Origin of the sequence: Marixanthomonas ophiurae (genome assembly GCF_003413745.1) — a bacterium.
GTDB lineage: Bacteria > Bacteroidota > Bacteroidia > Flavobacteriales > Flavobacteriaceae > Marixanthomonas > Marixanthomonas ophiurae.
Window position 1 is genome coordinate 293,335 of the sequence record NZ_QVID01000001.1, and the last position, 24,913, is coordinate 318,247.

Here is a 24,913-nt window from a genome sequence, read left to right on the forward strand (position 1 = left end):
CAAATAATAGTTTTCTTATCATTACTCTACCAAATAATAATGATATATCGATTATGAAGACAATTACCTTAAGAAACCGTATTTTTTTAACATTTGTATTTATTTTTTCTCTGTCCGTTACCTTCGCACAAGTTGGGATTAATACGACTGATCCTAAGGATGGGTCGCTATTAGATATTGATAGTAATAATAAAGGTGTGTTTATTCCTAGAGTAAACATTGCAAATTTAAATAATATTGCACCAGTAACAGGAATAGCAAATAACGCAACAGCACGTACCGCTGCAGAAGGCCTTTTGGTGTATAACACCAACGGCTCAACCGGCCCCGGGTATTTCTTCTGGAGCGGTTCCGAATGGTTAAGTGTAGGCGATGGCGATGGCGAAGATGACTGGAAACGTATTGGTAATGGTGGGACTGCAGCGGGGACTGACTTTTTAGGAACAACCGACTCACAAGATTTACAGATACGAACCAACAATAATGAGCGCATGCGTTTATTAGCAAATGGACAAGTAGCAGTAAACGGCGCGCCTCTATTTGGTGTTGATCGTTTTACTACAATTGGGTCTAATAATGAATCTGTTTTAAACGGATATGCTTCGGGTGCAAATGGTGTTGGGGTATATGGGGAAAATGCTAGCACCAATGGTATTGGAGTGTTAGGCAATGTAGCAGTTGGTTTTGGTTTGTATGGACTAAGCGCAGGTGGAGGTATAAGTGTTTATGGTGAGAATACAGCTTCTGGTTTAGGTGTTTACGGTTATAGCGAAGGAAATAATGCTACAGGTATCCGAGGTGACAACAACGGTTCAAGTGATGGTGTTTATGGTCAAAACACAGGTATTGGAAATGGAGTTTTTGGTATTTCTAATAACGATAGTGGCTTTGGCATGCGAGCAGTAAATTTAGGAAATGCCGGTACAGGGCTTATAGCAGCTGGAAATAACATTTTACCAACTGTTATAACTTCTGGAACTGGTATTGCAGCAAGTGCTAATAATGGAGCATTTGCTCATGGAAAAACTGGTACAGGTACTGGTTTAATAGGTACTGGAAACAACAGCAATATGATTGTTACAAATTTAAATGGTGGTGGTATAGCAGGAAGTGGCACGAGAAACGGAGTTTTCGGCTACGCAGGTAATGGAAACGATGTTGCTGCTAATGAAGGAAATGCGGCAGGAGTATTTTTACTGGACACAGACAATGATATTACTAATGGTGGCGCTAATAGTATACGGGCCTCAGCTGTATTAGCAGGATATGATAATTTAAACCCTGGAGGCACTACACCTCCTACTGGTAGCGCAGACCATGTTTATTTTGGAGGATATTTTAGCGGTGGAAATGAAGGAATTATTGCTACCCCTACCTATGCTTACGTAGGTCTAAGATACAATCCTAATGGAAACGGGGGGTCAAATGGTGCTACTATAGATTACAAAATTGTAGGAACAGGAAATGTTTCTACTTTAGTGAAAGACGCAAATAATACTCCTCGGGTTTTATTTGCTCCAGAAGCTCCCGAAGTCGTTTTTCAAGATTATGGGGTTGGTCAACTTCAAAATGGTCAAGCTCAGATAAAATTAGACCCAATATTACAAAAAGCAATTTTCGTAGATTCTCAAAACCCCCTCAAAGTATTTGTTACACTGGAAGGCGATTGTAACGGAGTGTATGTTACTAATAAGTCATCAGAAGGGTTTACAGTTAAAGAACTTCAAGGTGGCACCAGCAGTGTTCCATTCTCTTGGCAAATTGTTGCCTCAAGAGCAGACACTAAAGACGCCAATGGCAAGATAGTTTCAAAACACGTTGGTGTGCGGTTCCCAAAAGGACCAAGCCAATTAACTCCAAAGGCAAAACAACACTTAACACAAACCAAAAACGCTACGGATAGTTTAAAAGAAACAGCTAAAAATCTAAATTTCACACAACAAAAGAAACCTGCAATAAGAGAAAACAACAAAAGCAAAAGTGAAATAACGGAAAAAACCGAATAATAGAGTAACTTAATTACTTATAAAAACCTCTGCAACAACATTTGCAGAGGTTTTTTTTATCGGGCCATATAACCTCAAGTTAAAAAGCAACACGGCTACAAAAAACTTAAAAATACCCAAAACGGCCTTTTTTGCAGGTACCCAATGTCTTTTTCCTTTGCATACGCCTCCCGTTCAAAACTAATGTTTCGGTATGCCGTATAGCGGTTTCTGTATTGCAATAAGCGTATTACATATTCAACACCGTACCATAGATAAAAAAACACCACCAAAAGTTCTATCTGTTGCCGCAAGTGAATGCGTTCGTGGTTCATAAAAACAACATCGGTTTTTAAAGCATGATCCTTTAAAATAAGAAAAGGCCACAAGGCAATCCCTACAAACTTCTTTCGTAATAAAAACCGATTTACCAAAATAATCATAATTCCAACGTTCTAGTTGTTGATAGAATGTACAATTATTAAGTAATTCAGGCTAAAGAAACCGTCCAAAATTGTTAAATAATAAAAAACTAGAAACCATATTAGGTTATTTGTCGTAAATATTTTGTCTTTATCGAAAAGTTAAAATGTAAGTTTTTTCCTAAGAAAGAAATAAATATTTTGCTGCCGTTTTAATATAAAAAGCCCCCCCTATGTATAAAAAAATACTTCCGTTTTTCATTTCCTTTTCTTTTTTAACAGCCTCAGCTCAAATAGGCATTAACACTACAAATATTGATAATGGAGTCATGCTCGAGATAGACAGTGACGACAGCGGTATATTAATACCAAGAATAACACTTTCTAGCACAACCGATAACACCACCATTCCTGGCACACTCACCAATGGCACATTAATATACAACACTACTGCTAATGCCACCCTACAAGAGGGGTTCTATTATTGGCAAAACACGGAATGGGTTTTAATAAGTACTGGCTCCAACGATAATGTGTACACTACAAATGGCACGCTAAATACTAACCGGACCATAAATACCGGCACTAATATATTTCAACTATCGGGAGAAGCATTGCGCAATGGGTTCTCTTTAAAGCGAACAAACAACAGTTTAGAGCGCGGCCTCTCGTTTCAAAATTCTGGTAATAATTACGATGCTTCTATCTTTATGGAATCAAATACTGGGTCCGGCTTGGTATTTGCCACAGGAGGTAATGTCTCTGATGCTAGTACACTAGGACGCACGTTGACGCTTCAAGATGACCAAAGCATCACCTTCGACACCTACGGAAGTGGAACATTTACAGGAACTCCTACACAAAATTTAATGGTAGATACAGACGGCAATGTTATTGAAGAAGCTTTAAATTATGGGGTACAATTTTATTCATACAATATAACGCCTGCGGCTTCCCCAGACCTCAATGCATTAGAACGTAACAATACAGTAAGTCGCTCGGGTTTTTATACTGGCAACTTAAATAATGTCAACGCATTAAAACCTTCAAACGACGATGGTTTTGTTATAAAAATTGTAGGGACCTACGAAGTACAAAATACGGGTGTTTTTAACTTTAGCGAAGATAGTGATGATGGTGCTCGTATATATGTTGACGGTTCTTTAGTTCTCAATGGTTGGGCCGATTCAGGATCAGGTCAAGTAAACACTGGAGGTGTAAGACTCGCAAAAGGCAAACATACGTTTGAATTCTGGTATTATGAAAATGCCGGCGGGGAAGCCTTTTCTTTCTCCTGGGGAACCAATGCAGACGGAAACTCTGGTGTTATAAATGCCTCACAGTTTACAGTAGAGTAAAACACCAAACCTTTTAATAAAATAAAGTTACAGTTTAAACTATAAAGTTCAAGAATAGGCTACACCTGTTCTTGAACTTTTTGCTATCCACTACTCCCTACCTTCTCCCAACTAAAATCCTTATTTTTGTAACATGCTATTTCCAAAGAAAAGAATAAAGATTGAAGAAGGCGATTTTTACCTAACGCCCGAAGGCTATAAGTGCTTTACCAAGCAATACCACTTAAAACGTGGCTATTGCTGCGAAAGTGGCTGTAGACACTGTCCGTATGGATTTAACAAAAAAAAGAGCACAAAAAACAAAGAATAATCCCATTCCCATCTCTTAGGTAAGGGGAGGTGTGAGGGCAACACAAAAAAATATGACATTCAAAGAAGCTATACAACAAGGTATTCCAGAGCAACTACCAAAAGCCAAAGCCTACGATACGGAACGCAACCATGCTCCTAAACGTAAGGAAATTCTTTCTCCCGAAGAAAAAAAGCTTGCGTTGCAGAATGCCTTACGATACTTTGATAAAAAACACCATGCTACTCTTCTACCCGAATTTAAAGAAGAGTTAGAAAAATACGGACGAATCTATATGTATCGCTTTCGTCCAGACTACAACATGTACGCTCGGCCTATTGATGAATACCCTGGAAAAAGTCAACAAGCAAAGGCTATTATGTTGATGATACAAAACAATTTAGATTATGCGGTGGCGCAACACCCTCACGAATTGATTACCTATGGCGGGAACGGAGCTGTTTTTCAAAATTGGGCACAGTATCTGCTAACGATGCAATACCTTTCGCAAATGACCGACGAGCAAACCCTTGCTATGTATTCGGGTCATCCTATGGGATTGTTTCCTAGTCATAAAGATGCTCCCCGAGTGGTTGTTACTAACGGAATGATGATTCCTAATTATTCTAAACAAGATGATTGGGAAAAATTCAACGCATTAGGGGTTACTCAGTATGGACAAATGACAGCTGGCAGCTTTATGTATATTGGTCCGCAGGGTATTGTGCATGGTACAACTATAACTGTACTCAATGGTTTTAGAAAAATTAACAAACAACCACAAGGAGGCTTGTTTGTAACTTCAGGTCTTGGAGGTATGAGCGGCGCACAACCCAAAGCCGGTAATATTTCAGGCTGTGTAACAGTTTGTGCCGAAGTAAATAAAAAAGCAACCCAGACCCGCCATGACCAAGGCTGGGTAGATGAAGTGATTTCTGATGTTACTGAACTTGCTAACCGAGTGAAAAAAGCTATTTCAGAAAAAGAAACCATATCTATCGCTTATGATGGAAATGTGGTAGATGTTTGGGAGCATTTTGATGAAGCGAATATTAAAATTGATTTAGGAAGTGACCAAACCTCCTTACATAATCCTTGGGCAGGCGGATATTACCCTGTTGGGATGAGCTATGAAGAATCGAACGAAATGATGGCAAATGACCCTGAAACATTTAAAGACAAGGTACAGGAAAGTTTGCGTCGCCAAGCTGCAGCCATCAATAAACACACAGAAAAAGGGACCTATTTTTTTGATTATGGAAACGCCTTCCTTTTAGAAGCTTCGCGCGCTGGAGCTGATATTCTTTCAGAAGAACCAAATAAGGAATTTAGATATCCTTCGTATGTACAAGACATTATGGGACCTATGTGTTTTGACTATGGCTTTGGTCCTTTTCGTTGGGTATGTGCATCTGGAAAACCAGAAGATCTTCAAAAAACAGACGATATCGCTTCCGAAGTGCTTCAAGAATTAATGAACGATTCGCCTAAAGAAATCCAACAACAAATGCAAGATAACATCAATTGGATTAAAGGAGCGCAAGAAAATAAACTGGTGGTAGGCTCACAAGCCCGTATTTTATATGCTGATGCCAATGGGCGTACTCAAATAGCTACTGCTTTTAACAAAGCTATTGAAGAAGGCAAAATAGGCCCTGTAGTACTAGGTCGAGATCATCATGATGTTTCAGGCACCGATTCACCATACCGTGAAACCTCAAACATCTACGACGGGAGCCGCTTTACAGCTGACATGGCTATACAGAATGTAATTGGCGATAGCTTCCGCGGCGCTACCTGGGTAAGCATACACAATGGTGGTGGTGTTGGTTGGGGCGAAGTGATAAATGGCGGCTTCGGTATGGTTCTTGATGGTACTATAGATGCACAACGACGGTTAGAAAACATGTTATTTTGGGATGTAAATAACGGAATTGCACGCCGCAGTTGGGCACGAAACGACGGAGCTGTCTTTGCCATAAAAAGAGCCATGGAAAATAATCCAAACTTACAGGTAACCCTCCCTAACTTCGTTGATGATAATTTACTTTAAAAACAATAAATTATGAAAGCATTAAAATTTATACCCCTTATACTATTGTTTGCTTTTGTAGCATCTTGCAGTTCTGTAAGAGTTGCAACCGACTACGATAGAAAAGCAGATTTTAACTCCTACAATACTTTCGCGTTTTATAAACCCGGTATTGACAAAGCAGAAATAAACGACTTAGATAAAAAACGTATCCTTCGTGCGATTGATGCTGAATTAGCCGCTAAAGGACTATCCAAAAATAAATCGGCTGATCTTTTGGTGAGTATTTTTACCAAAGAAAATGAACGTGTAGATGTCTATAACAACAACTTTGGTTACGGCTGGGGTTGGAATCCATGGTATTATGGAGGGTATTCCGGAAACACCATTTCCCGTTCTACTGAAGGAAGCCTTTATATAGACCTTATTGATGCCAAAACCAACGAACTAGTGTGGCAAGGTATAGGCAGTGCTCGCCTTGTTACTCATGGAGATATTGAAGACAAAGAAGACCGCATCCGAGAAATTGTAAATGAAATTTTAGCGGAATATCCGCCTGGAGCAATGAAGCAATAACAACTATTAGCCCTCGAAAATCGAGGGCTTTTTTTTGTCTTCTTCCTAAAAACCCCCTCGAATGTTACATCTGTCACATACTTTGTTACATTGTTAATAGTACTACCCTTTTTCTACATATAAATTTGTTTATGGTATTGACCCCTTAAAAAAAGGGTATTGCCCCCAGGTAATTACAAGTCTTTACCTACTGAAAATCAAAACAGTGCGCACTACTTTTGATGACAGTAATTTAATTAACAATTTAAAACTTAGTATTATGAAAGCAATCTTTACAATTTTAAGTATGCTACTGTTTACAGTGGCACTTGCACAAGATAAAGTATTTGTGCACAAAGCAACGACTGGGAATTCTTCTGGGAACGTATCAACTTTAGACCATCCGGATTTGAATGGAAATTCCAGTGCCAATTTTATTGTTACACACAACCTTGACAATGAAGGTGTACAATACAATGACAAAGTAACCGGTACTTGGTATAATGGTAGCTCTTGGACTGTATTTAATGAAGATGCCTCCACTATGGTGGAAGGTTCGTCGTATAACATTTATATACCCGCGGGTGGTAAAATGATCAGTGTGGAGGCAGACGGATCTAGTTTTGATTTAGAATTAAACGATCCAGCAATTAATGGTGACCCCAACGCCGTTATGGTGTATGCTACGTATTGGAACCCAAACGGTGTTTATAACGACAATAATTATGGTTTTTGGTACGATACAATTGCTGAAAGATGGAACATTTATAATGAAGATACAGCTATCAATATTCCGGCCGGAGCAGTATTTACGATATTGATTGATGACAGTACCGGAGGCGCTACAGCGTTTTCGCATACTGCAACAGCCCCTACTAGCAACTATACTGTTATAGACCACCCCAGTTTAAACAACAAACCTAATGCTTATCCCGTGGTTTCACCTAATTGGGGGACTACTGGAGACCCCAGCAATATAAATATTGACAGCACTATAGGGGTTTGGTACAATGGCACCAATTGGACTATTTATACGGAAGATGTCTCGACGATGCCAACAAACGCAAAATTCAATGTATATGTTGCCGATCCAACCTTAGGAGTTGAAGAAAATGAAAGCATAGCCGAAATAAGCTCGTACCCTAACCCAACAAATGGAGACGTTACCTTTACTTCAAAAGAAGCGATTACCGCTATCAGTTTTTATAACATATTGGGGCAAGAGGTGAAGCAAATTTATGGAAACAACAGCAACAACCTAACTATCGACATATCAGGACTTGCAGCAGGAAATTATATAGCTAAAGTCCAAGCAGGAACAGCAGTTGAATCTGTAAAACTAATCAAGTTATAATGTTTATTTTTTTGTTTAATATTCTAAAGAGGGGTGTTTAGGCACTCCTCTTTTTTTAGTGTTAATAACAAAAAGGCTGCCCTACAATAGAACAGCCTTCTGAAAATAAAACTGAGGAGTAGTTTAGTTTTTAATTAACTTGATACTTTTTGAAAGTCCGTTACCGGCATTCAATTTCATAATATAGATACCAGGTGCCCAACCTTGAACATCAATTGTCATTTGAGTGGCTCCGCTATATGTTTTTGTAAAAACTTGTTGACTCAACGTATTGTATATTGCAACTACTTCAATAGCTACGGTACTGTTAAGTGCTATTTCATCTTGCACTGGATTGGTATAGGAAAGTGACGCGTTCGAAAATTCTTCTGTTCCCAACTCTTCATCTACAACATTTTGTGCATACATTTTAGGTCCGTCTCCTTTGTCTTCAACAAACACAGCTACGCTTTGGTTATTTACCGGCACGGAATATTGAACACGACCTTTTGAAGCTGCAAAGGTAGCTACAGGCTTGGTTTCTTCCGCCCACGCAAAATTTCCGTTTTCGTCAAGGTATACTGCATTTAAAGTTGTTGGTGTTGCACCATTATCCTCTCCTTCCTTGTTAAGGAAAAGTGGACTATCATTTTTTAGCTGAAGACTTCCAGCGTGAACTTTTTCAGATCCGATAGGAAAAACAACTTTTGCATTATCGGTAAGTTCTCTTGCCCCTGTATTTTTATCAAATTTCTGAACATATTCTCCATGTTGCCCTTGGTTGCTATCTGTGTAAGTACAAACTGACCATACAACGTCTGAGCCTTGTGAAAAAGCTATTTCGGTATTCGTTTCAAAGTCTGTTTGATTAACATCAAAGTCAACTCCATTAATGCCCCACGGAAGTGTACCGTCAGAGTTAATTCGTTGTAAAAACGAATCAAAACGATTGTTAGCGGCAGAAAAATAGCCCATATAGACCACATCGTCATCTTGTGTTCCTGTGTAATTTCGGTTAAAAGCAGTTAAGCCTTCTGAAATTTGTGTAGCCTCTGTCCACACCGGGTTGCCATCGTCGTCATAACGTTGTGCATATAAATTTGAATTTATTCCGCTCAATAACGAATGAAAAACAGCAATATAATCACCTCCTGATAGTTCAAAGAAATTTCCTGGAGCCGTAAACCCTGAGCTTAACTCTATAGGCTGCGTTGATGGCCAAACTGGAGAACCGCTACCATCATATTTTTGCATCACTGCCCCATTTGAAGCCAACCAACTAACAATAGCACCTCCTTCTGTAAGAGGAAGGATAGTAACCTTATTACCACTCCCTACATTAACACCGCTTGCATCCCATAAATGATTGCCATCACTGTCTAATTTAAAAACATAAGCAGGGTCACCACCGCCAGTTCCAGTTACTCCTATATAAAGATGGTCATCGGCATCAACAACTATATTCCAGAGTACCGTAAAAGTACTCATAGGTATTTGGTCACTTATCAACATACCATCGGCACCTAGCGTTTGGTTTCCGTCTGCATCCAATATTTGTAAGCGTAATTCTATATTGACGGGAGCCCCAACGTTTTTCCAAAATACAATATAAGTCATTCCATCGGAAGTACCTTTAGCCTGCATATCGAGGGCTTCAGAATCTGCCACCAAGGTGTTCACATCGGTATCGTTTGTCCATTGCGCCTGGGCAATAAATACTGTCAAAAAGCTAATAAGTGTAATAATTGTTTTCATATTTTTCATTTTAATTAGATTTTGGTTTATGGTTATCGTTTTTATTCAATTCATTAATCAACTTTTTTAATGCGTTTTTTTTGTCTTTGCTCTTTTTTAAAAGCGCGTCCAAATTATCTTCTTGCTTTTTCTTTTTCATCTCAAATCGTTTTGGGTTTCAAAACTTTTTCAAATGTAGATCACGATTAAAGCCTTTCATAATTTTTAGCCCTACCAAAATCACTCATGGTTAAAAAACAACCATAGTTTTAGCACTCAAATAACTATAACTATTTGATTTTTAGATATCTATTTTTTGATTGAAATTTACCCTTTTTGCCCGAAGCTGGACAAATAAGCAGATAATTCAACATCAGAATGGGTGATTTCTAGTTTTTTCCGAAGTCGGGTACGGGCATTTTCAACCGATTTTGAAGACTGTCCCGTAATTTGTGCAATCTCTTTTGAAGTAAGATTCAACTTTAATAACGCACACAACCGTTTGTCGCGAGACGTTAAATCGGGATGCTTGTCTGAAAGATTTTTATAGAAGGATTCGTGTACTTGCTCAAAGCGCATTTCAAATTCTTCCCAAATATTACTTGAAGTATCCCGCTTAAGTCTTTTGGCAATATAATCGATTGCTCTTTGAGTTTCTTTTTTTGCTGCTTTACGTTTAACCTCTTTTAAATCTTGCAAAATTTCTTCAATAATTTCGGTACGGTGTATCTCTACCATCGCTTTACCAATAAGTTCTTTATTTTTCAACTGAAGATTAGTGTCGAGTTCTTTCTGTTTGGCAACTGCTAATTGTTTTTCTAGTTTGGTGTTTTTAAGTTTATTTCGAAATCTATATAACAACATTCCTAGCAGTAACAATACAGAAACCAAACTCAAGAAAAGAACATAATTTCTAAACCGCCTTTTGCTATCCTGAAGTTCCCGTATTTGTTCTTTGTTTTTATATTCCTGCTCCACCTTTATTTTTTCAACGTTAGCAGATTTTTCTTCTAAATTTAAACTGTCTCTTACGGCATCATATTTCTGAAAATATTCTGCAGCATTTTTATAGTCCTTCTTTTTCAGATAATTTTTATAAAGGGTTTGTAGGGCTGCTTGGTTTTCGAAACTAAACTTACTTTCGGATAGCGCCTCATTCGCCTTTGTAGCATACACGATAGCAGAGTCTAATTGGTTTATCTTCTCATAATACGTTGAAACCGTATTGTAAATCCATCCTTTTGATTGCGATCTTGAGGTAGGGTCTTTTTCAATATAATTTGCTGCTAAAGCAAAATATTTCTGTGCTTTTTCTATACTATCTTTTAAAAAATAAGTTCTGCCTAAATTGCCATTGAGATAGGCTTTAAGCTGCATTTCATTGGGAATAGTTTTTAATAAGTTCTCAGAACGTTCATAGTAATATTTGGCAGAATCTACTTGAGAGTTTAAATAACTAGTGCCAATATTATTCAATATTTTAGCCAGCAAAACGATATCGTTTTCTTTTTCTGCATAACCATGTAGTTTTCTGAAAAAGGTACGTGCTTTTTTAGGCTCTTTAATTCGGCCGTACACCACTGCTAGATTTTGTTCTAGAGTGATTGATTTATCGCTAGAAGGTTGGTTTATGTAATAATCGTATGCTTTTAAGTAATATTTTAAAGCAATATCAAGCGCATCTTTACTAAAAAAAATGTCTCCTGCTCCATTGTAATAATTAGCAATTGTCTTTTCAGATTCAGAATCGACAGCATTTTTTTTGGCAATCTCTAAATAATACAACGCACGATCCCAATCATCATTTTTTAATTGAGATGCAATAGATAGACTAATTCTAGATTTTTCACTTTCGGAAGAAATATTGGCCAAACTATCTACCAACACAGAAACTTCCTCTTGAGCGACTGCCGAAAAAGTGACTATAAAAAAGAAAAATACTCGAAGTAACATAGGTGCTAATTACCTCGAAAGATACAGAAATTTAATAATTCAGTAACGCTTCAATTTTAGTCTTCACCTTTTCAGTAGAAGGAATCATGGTTTCTTCTAATGTTGAATTTAAAGGTATTGCGGGCATATTTTCACTACCAATTATCATAACGGGTGCATCTAATTGCTGGAAACATTCTTCCTGAATTCTACCTTGTAACGCTCTACTGAAACTATTATCTGAAGGTTCTTCGGTCACAACCAAACATTTTCCACATTTCTTGACGGATTTAAACACCGTTTCATAATCCAAAGGATGTAACGTCCTAAGATCAACAATCTCAATGCGGTCTTCCATTCCTAATTCAGCGGAAGCGTTAACAGCCCAATGTACACCCATTCCGTAGGTAATGATAGAAAGCGTTTCTTCATCTTCCTGTTTCCAGATTTCTTGAAGCAACCATGCTTTCCCAAAAGGCAATACATAGTCTTCTGCAGGTTCTAAAGAAGTAGCGCCTTTTGTTCCTTTTACTTTGCTCCAGTATAAGCCTTTATGCTCAAAAATAACCACTGGATTAGGATCGTAATAAGCTGCTTTCATCAAACCTTTCAGGTCCGCGCCATTACTTGGGTACGCAATTTTCAGTCCGCGAATGTTCGTCACCACACTTTCTACCGAAGAAGAGTGATATGGACCACCACTACCATACGCACCAATTGGCACACGAAGAATCATCGATACCGGCCATTTTCCGTTAGAAAGATAATTGCTTCGGCTGACTTCGGTAAATAATTGATTCAGTCCTGGCCAAATATAATCGGCAAATTGTACCTCAACAATGGGTTTTAAACCAACAGCACTCATCCCAACAGTTGATCCTACAATAAATGCTTCTTGAATTGGTGTATTAAACACACGGTTGTCACCAAATTTCTGCGCCAAGGTCGCTGCTTCTCTAAACACGCCGCCTAAACGTCCTCCTACATCTTGTCCATACAGCAAACATTCTTTGTGTTTACCCATTAACTCCTCAATAGCAAAGAGCGCACAATCTACCATCACTACTTTTTCGCCACCTTCAGGGGATCGTTCTCCTTTTTCTTCAGTAATTTCGGTAGGGGCAAAATCATGTGTAAATAAATCTTCAGGCTTAGGATCTTCGGCCTTTAAAGCTTTTTCATAATCTTTTTGAACCGATTTTAGAATGTCAGCTTCCAATTCTGAAAGCTCTTTTTCAGAAAAGCCATTGTCTACTAATAATTTTTTAAGCTTCGGATACGGATCACGAGATCTTGCTTCATCTAAATCATCTCTATAAAACTCCATTCTCACCCCAGAAGTATGGTGATTCAATAATGGAACTTTGGCGTGAACCAAAAACGGACGCCGTTCGGTTCTAATTGTTGAAATCACATCTTGAAGGGTGTTATAACTCTCTTCAAAATCGGTCCCGTCTATTGAAACAGCTTCTAAACCGTTGAATCCTCGTGCATATTCATAGGCATTTTGTGCACGGGTTTCGGCCTCATTTGCTGAAATATCCCAACCATTATCTTGTACTAAATACAAAATTGGCAGTTGCTTTAAAGCCGCCATTTGAAAAGCTTCGGCAATTTCACCTTCGGTTACGGAAGCATCTCCCAAGGAACAAACTACAAAAGGTTGCTCCTCATATTTATCGTGTAAATTCTCAGTCTCTTTGTACCACATTCCCATTGCCACACCCGTTGCTGGGATGGCCTGCATTCCTGTCGCACTACTTTGATGCGGAATCTTTGGTTTATCATCATCGCGCAAACTTGGGTGCGAATAATAGGTTCGTCCAGCGGAAAAAGGATCGTCTTTTTTAGCTAACACTTGCAACATTAAATCGTACGGCTTCATCCCTATTGATAATAAAATAGAATCATCACGATAATAAGGAAAAGCATAATCTTGTGGCGTTAACTGCATCCCGATAGCAGTTTGAATCACTTCATGTCCTCGCGAAGTTGCGTGAACATATTTTGAAACTGTTTTAAAATTTTCCTCATATAACTCAGTCAAGGACTTAGCGGTCACCAAGTTTTTATAAGCTTTTTTTAATATATCTTTTGAAATCTTCTTCATCTTAAAATTTTCTTTTTGTATCAAATTGCTCCATATTATCAGCCACCCTTCTTAAAAAAGAGCCCGCTAAATATCCATCTACAATACGGTGATCAAAAGATAATGACAAATACATCATATGTCGAACCTCAATACTATCACCATCTTCACGCTCCATTACCTCAGCTCGTTTTTTTATAATTCCAGTAGCTAAAATGGCAGCTTCGGGCTGATTGATAATTGGGGTTCCCATCAAACTTCCGAAGGTTCCTACATTACTAATTGTAAACGTACTGCCTTTGGTATCATCACCCTTCAACTTATTATCTCTAGCTTTTCCAACTAATTCATTAGTGTTTTCAGCAAGAGCTTTTAAATCTTTTTGGTCAGCTTCTTTTACAACTGGAACAATCAGGTTTCCAGAAGGTAAAGCAGTTGCCATCCCTATATTAATTTCTTCTTTTACAATGATATTTTTTCCATCAAGACTCGAATTAATCATCGGAAAATCTTGAATGGCTTTCGCCACGGCTTCAATAAAAAGCGGTGTAAACGTTAATTTTTCTTTGAATTTTTCTTTAAAAGCAACCTTATTGGCGTTTCGCCATTGTACCATTTCGGTAAGGTCCGCTTCAACATAAGCGGTAACGTGTGGCGCAGTGGTCGCACTAAAAACCATATGATCTGAAATCATCTGGCGCATGCGATCCATTTCAACAATTTTTCCAGTTCCTTTATCAAATTTTAAATCGGGAACTTGAAAGCCTGAAACTTCAGGTACGGGTTGCGCAAACTTATACGGGCGCCCTTCTTCGATGTAGGTGAACAAATCACTTTTACGAAGACGACCTTCCTTTCCGGTTCCTGGAATTCTGGCTAATTCTTCGTAACTAATGTGATTATTTCTAGCTATACTTTCTACTAAAGGACTTACAAATACATTTTTATTAACTGTAAATGCTGAAGAGGGTTTTGCTTTTTTGTTTTTTGTTTCTCTTGAAACGGAAGGCTGAACTTTTTTCTTTGTTTCTTTGGTTGAAGGTTTAGCTTTCTTGGTTGTCTTTGACTTTTTAGAAGATCCCTTTTCTTTAGAAATATTTAAAATAGCAATCACATCGCCTACCGGAACTACTTCTTGTGCAGCTTTTACTTGCTCAACCATCGTACCGGAAGTAGGTGCTGGAACTTCATTATCTACTTTATCAGTTGCTACTTCACAAAGAATATCACCTTCTTCAAACGAATCACCTTCGTTTACCAACCAATTGATAATGGTTCCTTCAGTAATACTCTCACCCATTTTGGGCATTTTAAATTCAGTTTCCTTCATTTTATTTGTTTCTCTTAATCTCTTGAAGTGTTTTATAAAAATCTTCTTGCTTTGGTCTATTCTTCGGAATTTCCCGTAAGGGTGCTACTTCCTTTAAACTCTCGTGACAGTCGGAAGGTAATTGTTGGTATAAACGGGTACCAGCTGTTTTCCAGGCTATCATTTCATCTGAAATATCCTTAATAGCTTTTGCAGGATTACCAACTATCAATTTTCGTTTTGGAAATACCGTTTCTGCTTTTACGAATGCCATAGCTCCTACAATACACTCATCTCCTATTTCAGCATCATCCATAATCACACTGTTCATTCCTATTAAACAATTACGCCCTAAATTAGCCCCATGAATAATAGCACCGTGGCCTACATGTGCACTTTCTTTAAGCACAATACTTTTCCCAGGAAACATATGTACCGTACAGTTTTCCTGAACGTTTACACCATCTTCCAGGATAATCTCGCCCCAATCACCTCGAATAGCCGCTCCAGGCCCTATATAACAGTTTTTACCAATAATTACATTGCCAGTGACTGCTGCCAACGGGTGGACGAAACTGCTTTCGTGAACTACAGGTATATGGCCTTTAAAGCTGTAAATCATTTTAGTCTACTTAAACCGTTTCAACTTCTCTTTTGTAAAGGAAGAAAGCACCAAACGCCCACTTATTTTAGCGCGTTCTTTTAAAAGTTCGTCCCAATCTTCAGTTCCTCGCCAGAACATTTGTTTCATTTCTTTTACGGCTTCAGGATTATACCCACAAAGTTGTTCTGCTAAGGCCTGCACTGCTTCGTCTAATGCTTCGGTCGTTTCAAAAACTTTTGTATAAAGCCCTTTATCTCTCGCCCATTCTGGTGAATAAAATGAATTGGCATCGATTGCTATTTGCGACATGCCGCTGGCTCCAATTTTTCGTTGCACTGCCGGACCTACTACAAAAGGACCAATACCAAGGTTCAACTCACTCAATTTTATAGCTGAAAACTTAGTTGCCATCGTATAATCCATCGCTGCTGCTAGGCCAACACCGCCTCCTACAGTTTTTCCTTGCACACGACCTATAATAAATTTAGGACATTTACGCATGGCGTTGATTACATTGGCAAAACCGCTAAAAAATTTCTCTCCTTCTTGCTCATTTTCAATAGAAATTAATTCTTTAAAACTAGCTCCAGCACAGAAAGTTCTATCACCTCCACTTTTTACAACAAGCACCAAAACCTCATCATCTTGACCGATTTCAGTGATGGTGTTTGCGAGTTTTGCTAGAATATCACCTGGCAAACTATTATGCGCCGGATGAAAAAATTCTATGGTTGCTATTCCTTTTTCTATTGTATGTTTTACGTATGGTTGTGTCATGTTTAAATAATAAATTTTAAATGAAAAATATAAAGGTCTAAAGTTCTGAGTATTTTATAATTTTAAATTTTTCGGTTTTACATTTCAAATTATAAAAGTCCAAACTGTTCAAAGTGATGATTCAAGTGCTTTCGTTCCAGTAAATACCACTCAAATTTATTCATATCTCCAAATACCATGTTTTTCAATGTTGCATTTGGGTTTTCTTTAAAATACTGAACATATTCTTCCCTAGCTTCTAAAAATTGCTTTTTCGCCGTTTCTAGATTTTCATGTTTCAAATCTGGCATGGCACCGTCCTTATACATTGGAAAGTTATGCTCTCTTGGCATTTTCTTATAGCTATAAAGCGAATTATGTGTCTTCTCTAAATATTTTTCAGGCGTAGCAACTTCAAAATCTTGAATTTTACCCGAAGCGATTTTATAGGTATACTCTAAATGCTCCAACATCTGTTGCGGCGACATAGTGCCCCATTTCGGTTTTGTATCTTCTGTAAGTTTTGCTACACTTTCTTCAATTTTTTCTGAAGTCATTTCAACAAAAACCTCTTGCTTTTTCTGAACCATGGTTAAAATAGTCGCTATAGCCACTAACGGTTCTTGGTCCTCATCCGGTTCTGCATCAAACACCTCAACGTACCATTTTACAATTCCTGAAGGCAATTCAGTTCCTTTTTGTTCGCGATCTACTTTCTGCTTACAAGTTAAACGAACATATACCGTATCGTTGTGATACAACGGACGCAAAAAACGAATATCTTCTAGTCCGTAATTGGCTGCTACTGGACCTTTGTTTGGATATACAAACAATCCTGCTGCTGCAGAAATGATAAAATATCCGTGTGCCGTTCGTTTTTCAAAAATGCTTCCTTCAAGGGATGTGATATCGGTATGCGCATAAAAATGATCCCAAGTCAAGTTTCCGAAGTTAATGATATCAGTATCGGTTAAAGTTCGTTTATGGGTTTCTAAAGACATACCAGGTTTTATATCTTCCCAGTGATATGCAAAAGGGTGTCTTTCAGATTCTTTGTAAGCGGATTTTGGTTGATAAATACCGGTAACTTCAGTAAGCGAAGTTGGCGAACCTTGAATGGCACAGCGTTGTAAATAGTGCTTGATACCACGAACACCACCCATTTCTTCACCGCCACCGGCACGACCCGGACCACCGTGAATTAAATTAGGCAATGGCGAACCGTGACCCGTACTTTGCTTCGCACTTTCACGATTTAATATTAAAATTCGACCGTGATGCGTAGCTGCAGAAACCGTATATTCTCTAGCAATTTTATCATCATTAGTAACAATAGAACTTACCAAAGAACCTTTCCCCATTTTCGATAGTTTAATGGCATCGTCCAAATTTTTATAAGGCATAATGGTACTTACTGGACCAAAGGCTTCGGTAATATGCGCTGCTTCGTTTTCAAAAGGGTTGTCTTCCCGAAGCAACATTGGTTTTACGAATGAGCCTTTTTTTGCATCGGCTCCAACCGTTTTGGCTTCATCAAAATCACCATACACAATCTGCGCAGTTTTAGTGATTTTTTCAATTTGTTCTTTTACTGAAGTCCGTTGAGCATCATTTACCAAAGCGCCCATTCTAACTTCTTTTAAGCGAGGGTCGCCAATGGTAACTTTATCCAATTGTTTTGCAAGTGCTATTTGAACATCTTCAACTAGGTTCTCCGGAACAATAACACGTCTAATCGCCGTACATTTTTGACCACATTTAACGGTCATTTCATTTCGTACTTCTTTAATGAAGAGATCAAATTCTGGTGTTCCGGGAACAGCATCTTCACCTAAAATAGCAGCGTTTAGTGAATCTGCTTCCATAGTAAATGGAACGGATTCTTCAATTAATCGTGGGTGTTTTTTGAGTATTTTTCCGGTAGTTGCCGAACCTGTAAATGACACGACGTCCTGAGACTCCACCGTATCTAAAATGTTCTTAGCGGTTCCGCTAATTAACTGTAATGATCCTTCCGGAAGTATTCCTGAAGCGATAATTTCTTTCACCACGGCTTCAGTTAAATAGGCAGTTTGCGGTGCTGGCAAAACCACTGCAGGCATTCCTGCCATCCAGTTTACGGCACATTTTTCCAGCATTCCCCATACTGGGAAGTTAAAGGCGTTAATGTGAACAGCAACACCTTCGCGAGGCACCATAATGTGATGCGCCATAAAACGACCACCACGCGATAAATCGACTGGATCACCTTCTACATGAAACGGCTGATTTGGAAATAATTTCCGAAGCGAAGCATTGGCAAATAAATTTCCAAAGCCTCCTTCAATATCAATCCAGCTGTCTACTTTTGTTGCACCGGTACGATAACTTACTTCGTAAAATTGTCTTTTTTTCTTCTGAAGATAGAACGCTAATTTTTTCAGCATTAATCCCCGTTCTTGAAACGTCATTTTGCGAAGGGTATCACCTTTGGTTCTTCCATATTGAAGAATTTCAGGAATATCTAATCCTTCAGTAGTGACACTTGTAAAATGCTCACCCGTAACAGAATCAAGAATTGGCGAGCCTTCACCTTTTCCGTCTGTCCATTGGCCTTGTATGTAATGCTGTGTTTTCATCTTATAAATTTTAAATGCAAAACTGAAAAAGTTAAAATGTAAAAGGTTTCATTGTTTTACTTTAGCCTTTATCATTTTACATTTTTCGGTTTTTACGCTCTAATTCTAATTATTTCACCGTTAATTTTCCCTTTTACACTTTTAAAATAGCCGTCGGTTATTTTACGCATCGGGACTGGTGTATTTCCAGGGAAATAATCTTTGTACTTTTCATATGCATCTTCAACCATATCGGCAGAAACTACATTTATTCGCAATCCGTTGGTTAATTCTAAAGCTGCTGCTTTTGTAAAACTCTCTACGGCACCGTTAACCATTGCAGCACTTGTTGTTTTATCAACCGGTTCATCAGCTAAAATACCTGTGGTTAATGTGATGCTCCCGTTTTCATTTAAATGTTTTCTTCCTAATCGAACAAGGTTAACTTGCCCCATCATTTTACTTTTAATGCCGATGTAAAAATCTTCTTCAGAAAGGTTATCAAACGAATCCCATTTCGCATCACCGGCTATGTTTACAATAGCATCTACGTTTCCCGTTTTCTGAAAAATTTTTTCAATAGAATCTGGATTTGCAATATCTACCGTAACATCTCCTGAAGATCTTCCAGCAATTATAACCTCATCATGTTCTTCTGAAAAACGTTTCGTTACCGTTTTTCCTATCGTTCCGTTTCCTCCTATTATTAATATTTTCATACTTGAATTTTAAATGTAAAACTGCAAAACCGTAAAATGTGAAAGTGAAAACTTCATTAAAAACCTTCTCACTTTATAATTTTACATTTTGACTTTAGTATTTTTAATTTTCTGTTCGTTCGATCACCGCTGCATATCCTTGTCCAACGCCGACACACATCGTTACTAAAGCATATTTCTTCCCAGTTTCCTGAAGCTCTAATGCTGCTGAATACGTTAAACGGGCGCCGGTTACGCCTAACGGGTGACCAATTGCAATGGAACCTCCATTCGGGTTAATACGTGGGTCATCGTCTTTTAATCCCCATTCGCGAATACACGCCAATGCTTGCGATGCAAAAGCTTCATTAAGCTCTATAACATCCATATCTTCCATCGTCAAGCCTGCTTTTTTCAATGCTTTGTTTGAAGCTTCTACTGGGCCAATTCCCATAATACGAGGCTCTACTCCAACCACTGCAGAACTTAGGATCTTTGCAATAGGTTTTAAGTTATATTTCTTTACAGCATCTTCTGAAGCAATAATTGTAGCTGCAGCCCCATCGTTTAATCCTGAACTGTTTCCGGCTGTAACACTTCCTCCTTCTTTTTTGAAAGCCGGACGTAGCTTCGCCAAAATCTCTTTCGTTGTTCCCGGTTTAATGAATTCATCATCTTTAAAAATAATCGGGTCTTTTTTTCGCTGTGGAATTTCCACTGGTACAATTTCTTTAGCGAAACGACCTTTTTCTTGTGCTTTGGAAGCTTTCATCTGACTATTATACGCAAAAGTATCTTGGTCCTCTCTTGTGATTTTATGTTTCTCAACTAAATTCTCAGCCGTATTTCCCATTCCGTCAGTGCCATACATGTCGTGCATTTTCTTGTTGACGAATCGCCATCCAAAACTACTGTCGTACATTTTAGCATCGGTTCCAAACGCGCTGGAAGGTTTTGCAATTACGTAAGGACCTCTCGTCATATTCTCCACACCGCCTGAAATAAATAAATCACCATCGCCAGCTTTAATCGCTCGATTTGCGTGAATTATGGCAGATAACCCACTACTACATAATCTGTTTACGGTTTCTCCCGGCACTGTAAAAGGTAACCCTGCTAACAAAAGAGCCATTCTTGCCACATTTCGGTTGTCTTCCCCAGCTTGGTTGGCACAACCCATAATCACATCGTCAAATGCTTCTTTAGGGATATCTGGGTTTCTTTTTAGTACTTCAGCAATCACTAAAGCAGCCAAATCGTCCGTGCGGATCGTACTTAATGTTCCTTTATAATTTCCTATTGGCGTTCTAATGCCGTCTATTATATATGCTTCTTTCATTATTCCCAATTTTTTGAGGTTCTGTAGACTACTCCTTTAAACAATGCCACCAATTCGTCGCCTCGTTTGACTTCTACAACATTGAACCCTAGTTTATTATTTACTTTCTCAATTACCGATTCTGCGGTAAGGTAATCACCTTCATTCAAGGCTTCTATGTGGTTTATCGATGTTTCAATAGAAACTGCGTATTTTCCATGCGTGTTAGAAGCAAAACCAAAAGCAGTATCGGCTAAGCTATAGCTAATTCCGCCGTGCGCTTTTCCCATACTATTGAGCATTTCCTTTCTAACGGTCATACCTACTTTACAGCGGCCAAGCTCTACTTCTATTATTTCGATACCGAGCCAAGAGCTAAAAGCATCCTGACTGAGCATTTTAGTTGGAATATTTATTGCTTCCATCATTTAAAAGAACGTTTTATTTTCTTTATTCATTCTTCTCAACAACGGTGAACAGCGGTAGCGTTCTTCGTGATATTCGTCATACATCGCATCTAGTTTTTCAACACACCAATCGATTCCTTTTTCGTCTGCCCAAGCCAGTAATCCTTTTGGATAATTAACGCCTTTTGTCATGGCATTGTCGATATCTTCTGCTGAAGCGATGTTCCAAAATAATGCATCGGCAGCTTCGTTAATCAACATCACTAAAACACGATCGAAAATCTTTTGCGCTAAAGCCACATCTTGATTAGGCTCTGGCTTCGTTGCTTTCTCAGAATAATCGTAGTATCCTTTTCCTGATTTTCTTCCGAGGTAACCGGCTTCAGAAAAACGTTTTTGTGTGAAGGATGGTTTGTAACGTGGATCGTAATAAAAGGCTTTAAAAACGGTTTCGGTTACGGTGTAGTTTACATCGTTTCCTATAAAATCCATCAATTCAAAAGGACCCATTCTAAATCCGCCTATTGATTTTAACGACCAATCGATGGTTGCAAAGTCGGCAATGCCTTCTTCGTAAATTCGTAATGATTCGCCATAAAATGGACGTGCTACTCTATTTACAATAAAACCAGGTGTGTCTTTTGCTACAGCAACTGTTTTGCCCCAGTTTTGAATATTCATTGTGGTTTTCCGAAGTACTTTATCTGATGTTTGTATCGCAGGAATCACCTCAACCAACTTCATCAACGGTGCGGGGTTAAAAAAGTGAATCCCAATACAACGCTTCGGTTTTTTTAATGCTGAAGCAATAGAAGCAATCGATAAAGAAGAAGTGTTTGAAGCGATAATCGTCTTTTTAGAAACGTAGCTTTCCAGTTCTTGAAAAACCTTCTTTTTAACATCCAGATTTTCAACAATGGCTTCAATGGTTAATTCTGAATCGCTCAAATCTTTTAAAGAATCTACATACGTAATGTTATCTTGAATACGCGTTTTTTCAGTTTCATCGATTCTTCCTTTTTCAACCAAGCGAGCCATTATTTTTTCTAAAGCTGCTTTCGATTTATCTAATGCTTCGGTATTTGTATCGTAAAGTTTCACCAGACAACCGACTGTTGCAGCTACTTGTGCAATGCCGCTTCCCATGGTTCCACTTCCTATTATTCCAACGTGTTTAATCATATATTTTAACTATAAAATTTAAAAAGATTCAAGTTCTATTCACTTTTACATTTTAAATTTTTCGGTTTATTATTTTGTATTTTTTTACTTTCCTTTAAAATTTGGTTTCCGCTTGTTTACAAATGCATCAACCCCTTCAGCATAATCTTCACTTTGTGCCGATTCAATTTGTAGTTTAGATTCCAACTCTAGCTGACTTTCTAAATCGTTAGACATGGATTCATTCAACAAGCGCTTAGTGAGCCCTATTGCTTTTGTGGGCATATTCGCCAAGTTATTTGCAATGTTGTTTACTTCTTCCATAAATGTTTCCGAAGAAACTACTTTGTACACCATCCCTAATTTCTCAGCATCGGTTGCTGAAACTTTATCGCCCAACATCATTAATGCGGAAGCTTTCTGAAAACCGATTAATCGTGGTAAAAAGAACGTTCCGGCACTATCAGGAATCAAACCGATTTTACTGAATGCTTGAATAAAACTCGCCGCTTCTGAAGCTACCACGATATCACAAGCCAGAGCAATATTTGCTCCCGCTCCCGCAGCAACGCCATTTACGGCAGCTATAATAGGCTTTTCAATGCTTCGGATTCTCTTAATTATTGGATTGTAATGCTCTTCTAATATTTTTTTGAAACCAGGATTCAGTTCTGGCGAAGTGACTTCTTTTAAATCTTGTCCGGCACAGAATGCTTTCCCGTTTCCGACTAAAATAATAGCTCGAACGTCTGTATTCTTTTCGCAAGCATCTAATTCGTCTTGTAATAAAAAAGCCATCTCACGATTAAAGCTATTGAACTTTTCGGGACGGTTTAGGGTAATGGTTGCTACTTTATTTTCTATGTTGGTGGTTATGCTGCTCATTATTTTTAATTTAAAATGTAAAGCCGTAAAAGTTCAAATGAAAAAGTGATTGCTTTACTTTAAACTTTATTGTTTTACATTTTTCGATTTTTCAGTTTTTTTTATTTTAAACACTTGAAATAATCAAATGGCTCTTGGCAATCATCACATTTAAATAATGCTTTGCAAGCCGTAGAACCAAACTGACTGACCAAATGAGTGTTTGTGCTACCGCAATTGGTGCATTTTACTAACTTTTTTTCACCTAACAACACATCCTTATCTGCAGATTCGGACATGGGCCGAGCGATACCGTATTCTTCCATTTTTTTCAGCCCTTCTTCGGAAATCCAATCGGTAGTCCACGCTGGGGAAAGGATTAATTCTATTTTGGCTTCTTTTCCTATTTCTGAAAAAGCAGCTTTGAGGTCATCGCCAATCACATCCATGGCGGGACATCCAGAATAAGTTGGTGTTAGTTTAATGGTTATTACACCATCTTGTTCGGTAGCTTCACGAATAACACCTAAATCTAAGACCGTAAGCACAGGAATTTCAGGGTCTGAAACAGTTTTCAGAACCGGAATTAAATGTGTGTCGATATTTGCTTCAAGTGTTTCGGTCATATTACCAAGTCATATTTGGATAGGTTCGTTGCATATATTGCAAATCGGCTAATAAATACCCCATATGTTCTGTGTGAACGCCTCTTTTCCCTCCTCGAGTGAAATACTTCCGTTCCGGAACTTCAAGGGTTGCTTCTTCTAAAAGTTCTGAAACCTTTTCATAATACGTTTCTTTCATTTCTGAAACATCTACTGCGATTCCTTCTTCTATCATCACTTTGTCAGCTTCCATTACATCAAACAATTCATCTGTAAAACGCCACATCGCATTGATTGCTTCTTGCACCTTTTCTTTACTTTCCTCGGTACCATCGCCTAAACGCTTTACCCAGTCTGAAGAAAAGCGTTTATGGTAACTCACTTCTTTAATTCCTTTTTTTGCAATAGCTACCAAGGTTTCATCTTTGCTGTTTTGAAGTTGCTCCATTAACATTAAATGATACACATCGAATAAAAATTGACGTGCCATTACGTGCCCAAAATGTGTGTTTGGTTGCTCTACTAACAAGACGTTTTTGTACTCTCTTTCAATACGTAAAAAGGCAATATCGTCTTCAGTTTTATCTTCTCCAGCAAGTTTTGCCGCATACTGATAATAGCTTCGGGTTTGCCCTAATAAATCTAAAGAGATGTTTGTTAGCGCGATATCGGTTTCCAAAGTAGGACCGTGACCACACAACTCTCCTAATCGCTGTGCAAGGATAAGCGAGTTATCGGCTATACCGAGAATGTATTTATATAAATCTTTATTCATAGTTTTTAAGCTGAAAAGTTCAAATTTTAAATGTAAAAGGTCAAAGTTTTAATTTCTGTTCTCTATAAACTTTTACATTTTTCGGTTTTG

The 24,913-nt window shown here is 38.2% G+C and carries 22 protein-coding genes; 6 read left to right on the forward strand and 16 right to left on the reverse strand.

Annotated elements, in window-relative coordinates; genetic code table 11:
• Positions 1 to 53 precede the first annotated feature (53 nt).
• Complete coding sequence (locus DZ858_RS01355) at positions 54 to 2,006, forward strand: hypothetical protein (protein WP_117157781.1); 1,953 nt, start codon at positions 54 to 56, stop codon at positions 2,004 to 2,006.
• 95 nt (positions 2,007 to 2,101) lie between these two features.
• Here DZ858_RS01355 and DZ858_RS01360 read toward each other — a convergent pair whose 3' ends face one another.
• On the reverse strand, positions 2,102 to 2,428 hold the full coding sequence (locus DZ858_RS01360; RefSeq protein WP_117157782.1) for a hypothetical protein: 327 nt from the start codon (positions 2,426 to 2,428) through the stop codon (positions 2,102 to 2,104).
• Between the two features lie 212 nt (positions 2,429 to 2,640).
• Between DZ858_RS01360 and DZ858_RS01365 the strand changes: the two genes are divergently transcribed.
• The 5 genes from DZ858_RS01365 (at position 2,641) to DZ858_RS01380 (ending at position 7,995) form a co-directional block, all read left to right on the forward strand.
• Complete coding sequence (locus DZ858_RS01365; protein WP_117157783.1) at positions 2,641 to 3,765, forward strand: PA14 domain-containing protein; 1,125 nt, start codon at positions 2,641 to 2,643, stop codon at positions 3,763 to 3,765.
• A gap of 133 nt (positions 3,766 to 3,898) precedes the next feature.
• A complete protein-coding gene (locus DZ858_RS15140) occupies positions 3,899 to 4,075 on the forward strand; it encodes a DUF5522 domain-containing protein (RefSeq protein ID WP_158548334.1) in 177 nt (58 codons plus the stop codon).
• 52 nt (positions 4,076 to 4,127) lie between these two features.
• Complete coding sequence (locus tag DZ858_RS01370) at positions 4,128 to 6,107, forward strand: urocanate hydratase (protein WP_117157784.1); 1,980 nt, start codon at positions 4,128 to 4,130, stop codon at positions 6,105 to 6,107.
• Between the two features lie 12 nt (positions 6,108 to 6,119).
• Positions 6,120 to 6,662, forward strand: a complete 543-nt coding sequence (locus DZ858_RS01375; RefSeq protein WP_117157785.1) for a DUF4136 domain-containing protein — start codon at positions 6,120 to 6,122, stop codon at positions 6,660 to 6,662.
• A gap of 259 nt (positions 6,663 to 6,921) precedes the next feature.
• Positions 6,922 to 7,995: a T9SS type A sorting domain-containing protein gene (locus tag DZ858_RS01380; protein ID WP_147309555.1), complete on the forward strand. Its 1,074-nt coding sequence runs from the start codon at positions 6,922 to 6,924 to the stop codon at positions 7,993 to 7,995.
• A 123-nt stretch (positions 7,996 to 8,118) separates the two neighbouring features.
• On the opposite strand, the gene DZ858_RS01385 is transcribed toward DZ858_RS01380, so the two are convergent.
• The 15 genes from DZ858_RS01385 to paaC form a co-directional block, all read right to left on the reverse strand.
• Positions 8,119 to 9,729, reverse strand: coding sequence for a T9SS type A sorting domain-containing protein (locus DZ858_RS01385; protein ID WP_158548335.1), 1,611 nt, complete (start codon positions 9,727 to 9,729; stop codon positions 8,119 to 8,121).
• 10 nt (positions 9,730 to 9,739) lie between these two features.
• Positions 9,740 to 9,868: a hypothetical protein gene (locus tag DZ858_RS15340; protein ID WP_262511338.1), complete on the reverse strand. Its 129-nt coding sequence runs from the start codon at positions 9,866 to 9,868 to the stop codon at positions 9,740 to 9,742.
• 167 nt (positions 9,869 to 10,035) lie between these two features.
• Positions 10,036 to 11,661, reverse strand: a complete 1,626-nt coding sequence (locus tag DZ858_RS01390; protein ID WP_117157788.1) for a helix-turn-helix transcriptional regulator — start codon at positions 11,659 to 11,661, stop codon at positions 10,036 to 10,038.
• A gap of 31 nt (positions 11,662 to 11,692) precedes the next feature.
• On the reverse strand, positions 11,693 to 13,750 hold the full coding sequence (locus DZ858_RS01395; RefSeq protein ID WP_117159481.1) for an alpha-ketoacid dehydrogenase subunit alpha/beta: 2,058 nt from the start codon (positions 13,748 to 13,750) through the stop codon (positions 11,693 to 11,695).
• A 1-nt stretch (position 13,751) separates the two neighbouring features.
• Positions 13,752 to 15,059: a dihydrolipoamide acetyltransferase family protein gene (locus tag DZ858_RS01400; protein ID WP_168926317.1), complete on the reverse strand. Its 1,308-nt coding sequence runs from the start codon at positions 15,057 to 15,059 to the stop codon at positions 13,752 to 13,754.
• A 1-nt stretch (position 15,060) separates the two neighbouring features.
• The gene (locus tag DZ858_RS01405) at positions 15,061 to 15,660 is read right to left on the reverse strand and encodes an acyltransferase (protein ID WP_117157789.1); all 600 of its coding nucleotides are present in this window, start codon (positions 15,658 to 15,660) and stop codon (positions 15,061 to 15,063) included.
• 6 nt (positions 15,661 to 15,666) lie between these two features.
• Entirely contained in the window at positions 15,667 to 16,419 is a 753-nt protein-coding gene (locus DZ858_RS01410; RefSeq protein ID WP_117157790.1) for an enoyl-CoA hydratase/isomerase family protein, read from the reverse strand.
• Positions 16,420 to 16,508: 89 nt separating this feature from the next.
• Positions 16,509 to 19,016, reverse strand: coding sequence for a phenylacetic acid degradation bifunctional protein PaaZ (paaZ, locus tag DZ858_RS01415; RefSeq protein WP_117157791.1), 2,508 nt, complete (start codon positions 19,014 to 19,016; stop codon positions 16,509 to 16,511).
• Between the two features lie 92 nt (positions 19,017 to 19,108).
• Positions 19,109 to 19,714 carry a short chain dehydrogenase gene (locus tag DZ858_RS01420; protein ID WP_117157792.1) on the reverse strand — a complete coding sequence of 202 codons (606 nt, stop codon included), beginning with the start codon at positions 19,712 to 19,714 and terminating at the stop codon, positions 19,109 to 19,111.
• Between the two features lie 103 nt (positions 19,715 to 19,817).
• On the reverse strand, positions 19,818 to 21,032 hold the full coding sequence (pcaF, locus tag DZ858_RS01425; RefSeq protein ID WP_117157793.1) for a 3-oxoadipyl-CoA thiolase: 1,215 nt from the start codon (positions 21,030 to 21,032) through the stop codon (positions 19,818 to 19,820).
• Positions 21,032 to 21,436, reverse strand: coding sequence for a PaaI family thioesterase (locus DZ858_RS01430; protein ID WP_117159483.1), 405 nt, complete (start codon positions 21,434 to 21,436; stop codon positions 21,032 to 21,034). Before DZ858_RS01430 ends, pcaF begins: the two co-directional genes overlap by 1 nt.
• Before the next feature lie 3 nt (positions 21,437 to 21,439).
• Positions 21,440 to 22,600, reverse strand: coding sequence for a 3-hydroxyacyl-CoA dehydrogenase NAD-binding domain-containing protein (locus DZ858_RS01435; RefSeq protein WP_117157794.1), 1,161 nt, complete (start codon positions 22,598 to 22,600; stop codon positions 21,440 to 21,442).
• 84 nt (positions 22,601 to 22,684) lie between these two features.
• The gene (locus DZ858_RS01440; RefSeq protein WP_193550703.1) at positions 22,685 to 23,464 is read right to left on the reverse strand and encodes an enoyl-CoA hydratase-related protein; all 780 of its coding nucleotides are present in this window, start codon (positions 23,462 to 23,464) and stop codon (positions 22,685 to 22,687) included.
• A 101-nt stretch (positions 23,465 to 23,565) separates the two neighbouring features.
• Complete coding sequence (paaD, locus tag DZ858_RS01445; protein ID WP_117157796.1) at positions 23,566 to 24,069, reverse strand: 1,2-phenylacetyl-CoA epoxidase subunit PaaD; 504 nt, start codon at positions 24,067 to 24,069, stop codon at positions 23,566 to 23,568.
• Position 24,070: 1 nt separating this feature from the next.
• A complete protein-coding gene (gene paaC / locus DZ858_RS01450) occupies positions 24,071 to 24,823 on the reverse strand; it encodes a 1,2-phenylacetyl-CoA epoxidase subunit PaaC (RefSeq protein ID WP_117157797.1) in 753 nt (250 codons plus the stop codon).
• Positions 24,824 to 24,913 lie beyond the last annotated feature (90 nt).

Bases quoted from the DNA above. Each gene is read 5' to 3' on its own strand.
- DZ858_RS01365 (WP_117157783.1), top strand. From the start codon at position 2,641: ATGTATAAAAAAATACTTCCGTTTTTCATTTCCTTTTCTTTTTTAACA.
- DZ858_RS01375 (WP_117157785.1), top strand. From the start codon at position 6,120: ATGAAAGCATTAAAATTTATACCCCTTATACTATTGTTTGCTTTTGTA.
- DZ858_RS01355 (WP_117157781.1), top strand. From the start codon at position 54: ATGAAGACAATTACCTTAAGAAACCGTATTTTTTTAACATTTGTATTT.
- paaZ (WP_117157791.1), bottom strand. From the start codon at position 19,016: ATGAAAACACAGCATTACATACAAGGCCAATGGACAGACGGAAAAGGT.
- DZ858_RS01395 (WP_117159481.1), bottom strand. From the start codon at position 13,750: ATGAAGAAGATTTCAAAAGATATATTAAAAAAAGCTTATAAAAACTTG.
- pcaF (WP_117157793.1), bottom strand. From the start codon at position 21,032: ATGAAAGAAGCATATATAATAGACGGCATTAGAACGCCAATAGGAAAT.
- DZ858_RS01435 (WP_117157794.1), bottom strand. From the start codon at position 22,600: ATGATTAAACACGTTGGAATAATAGGAAGTGGAACCATGGGAAGCGGC.
- DZ858_RS01385 (WP_158548335.1), bottom strand. From the start codon at position 9,729: ATGAAAACAATTATTACACTTATTAGCTTTTTGACAGTATTTATTGCC.
- DZ858_RS01380 (WP_147309555.1), top strand. From the start codon at position 6,922: ATGAAAGCAATCTTTACAATTTTAAGTATGCTACTGTTTACAGTGGCA.
- DZ858_RS01430 (WP_117159483.1), bottom strand. From the start codon at position 21,436: ATGGAAGCAATAAATATTCCAACTAAAATGCTCAGTCAGGATGCTTTT.
- DZ858_RS01440 (WP_193550703.1), bottom strand. From the start codon at position 23,464: ATGAGCAGCATAACCACCAACATAGAAAATAAAGTAGCAACCATTACC.
- DZ858_RS01370 (WP_117157784.1), top strand. From the start codon at position 4,128: ATGACATTCAAAGAAGCTATACAACAAGGTATTCCAGAGCAACTACCA.
- DZ858_RS01390 (WP_117157788.1), bottom strand. From the start codon at position 11,661: ATGTTACTTCGAGTATTTTTCTTTTTTATAGTCACTTTTTCGGCAGTC.
- DZ858_RS01360 (WP_117157782.1), bottom strand. From the start codon at position 2,428: ATGATTATTTTGGTAAATCGGTTTTTATTACGAAAGAAGTTTGTAGGG.
- paaD (WP_117157796.1), bottom strand. From the start codon at position 24,069: ATGACCGAAACACTTGAAGCAAATATCGACACACATTTAATTCCGGTT.
- DZ858_RS01410 (WP_117157790.1), bottom strand. From the start codon at position 16,419: ATGACACAACCATACGTAAAACATACAATAGAAAAAGGAATAGCAACC.
- DZ858_RS15340 (WP_262511338.1), bottom strand. From the start codon at position 9,868: ATGAAAAAGAAAAAGCAAGAAGATAATTTGGACGCGCTTTTAAAAAAG.
- DZ858_RS15140 (WP_158548334.1), top strand. From the start codon at position 3,899: ATGCTATTTCCAAAGAAAAGAATAAAGATTGAAGAAGGCGATTTTTAC.
- DZ858_RS01400 (WP_168926317.1), bottom strand. From the start codon at position 15,059: ATGAAGGAAACTGAATTTAAAATGCCCAAAATGGGTGAGAGTATTACT.
- DZ858_RS01420 (WP_117157792.1), bottom strand. From the start codon at position 19,714: ATGAAAATATTAATAATAGGAGGAAACGGAACGATAGGAAAAACGGTA.
- DZ858_RS01405 (WP_117157789.1), bottom strand. From the start codon at position 15,660: ATGATTTACAGCTTTAAAGGCCATATACCTGTAGTTCACGAAAGCAGT.
- paaC (WP_117157797.1), bottom strand. From the start codon at position 24,823: ATGAATAAAGATTTATATAAATACATTCTCGGTATAGCCGATAACTCG.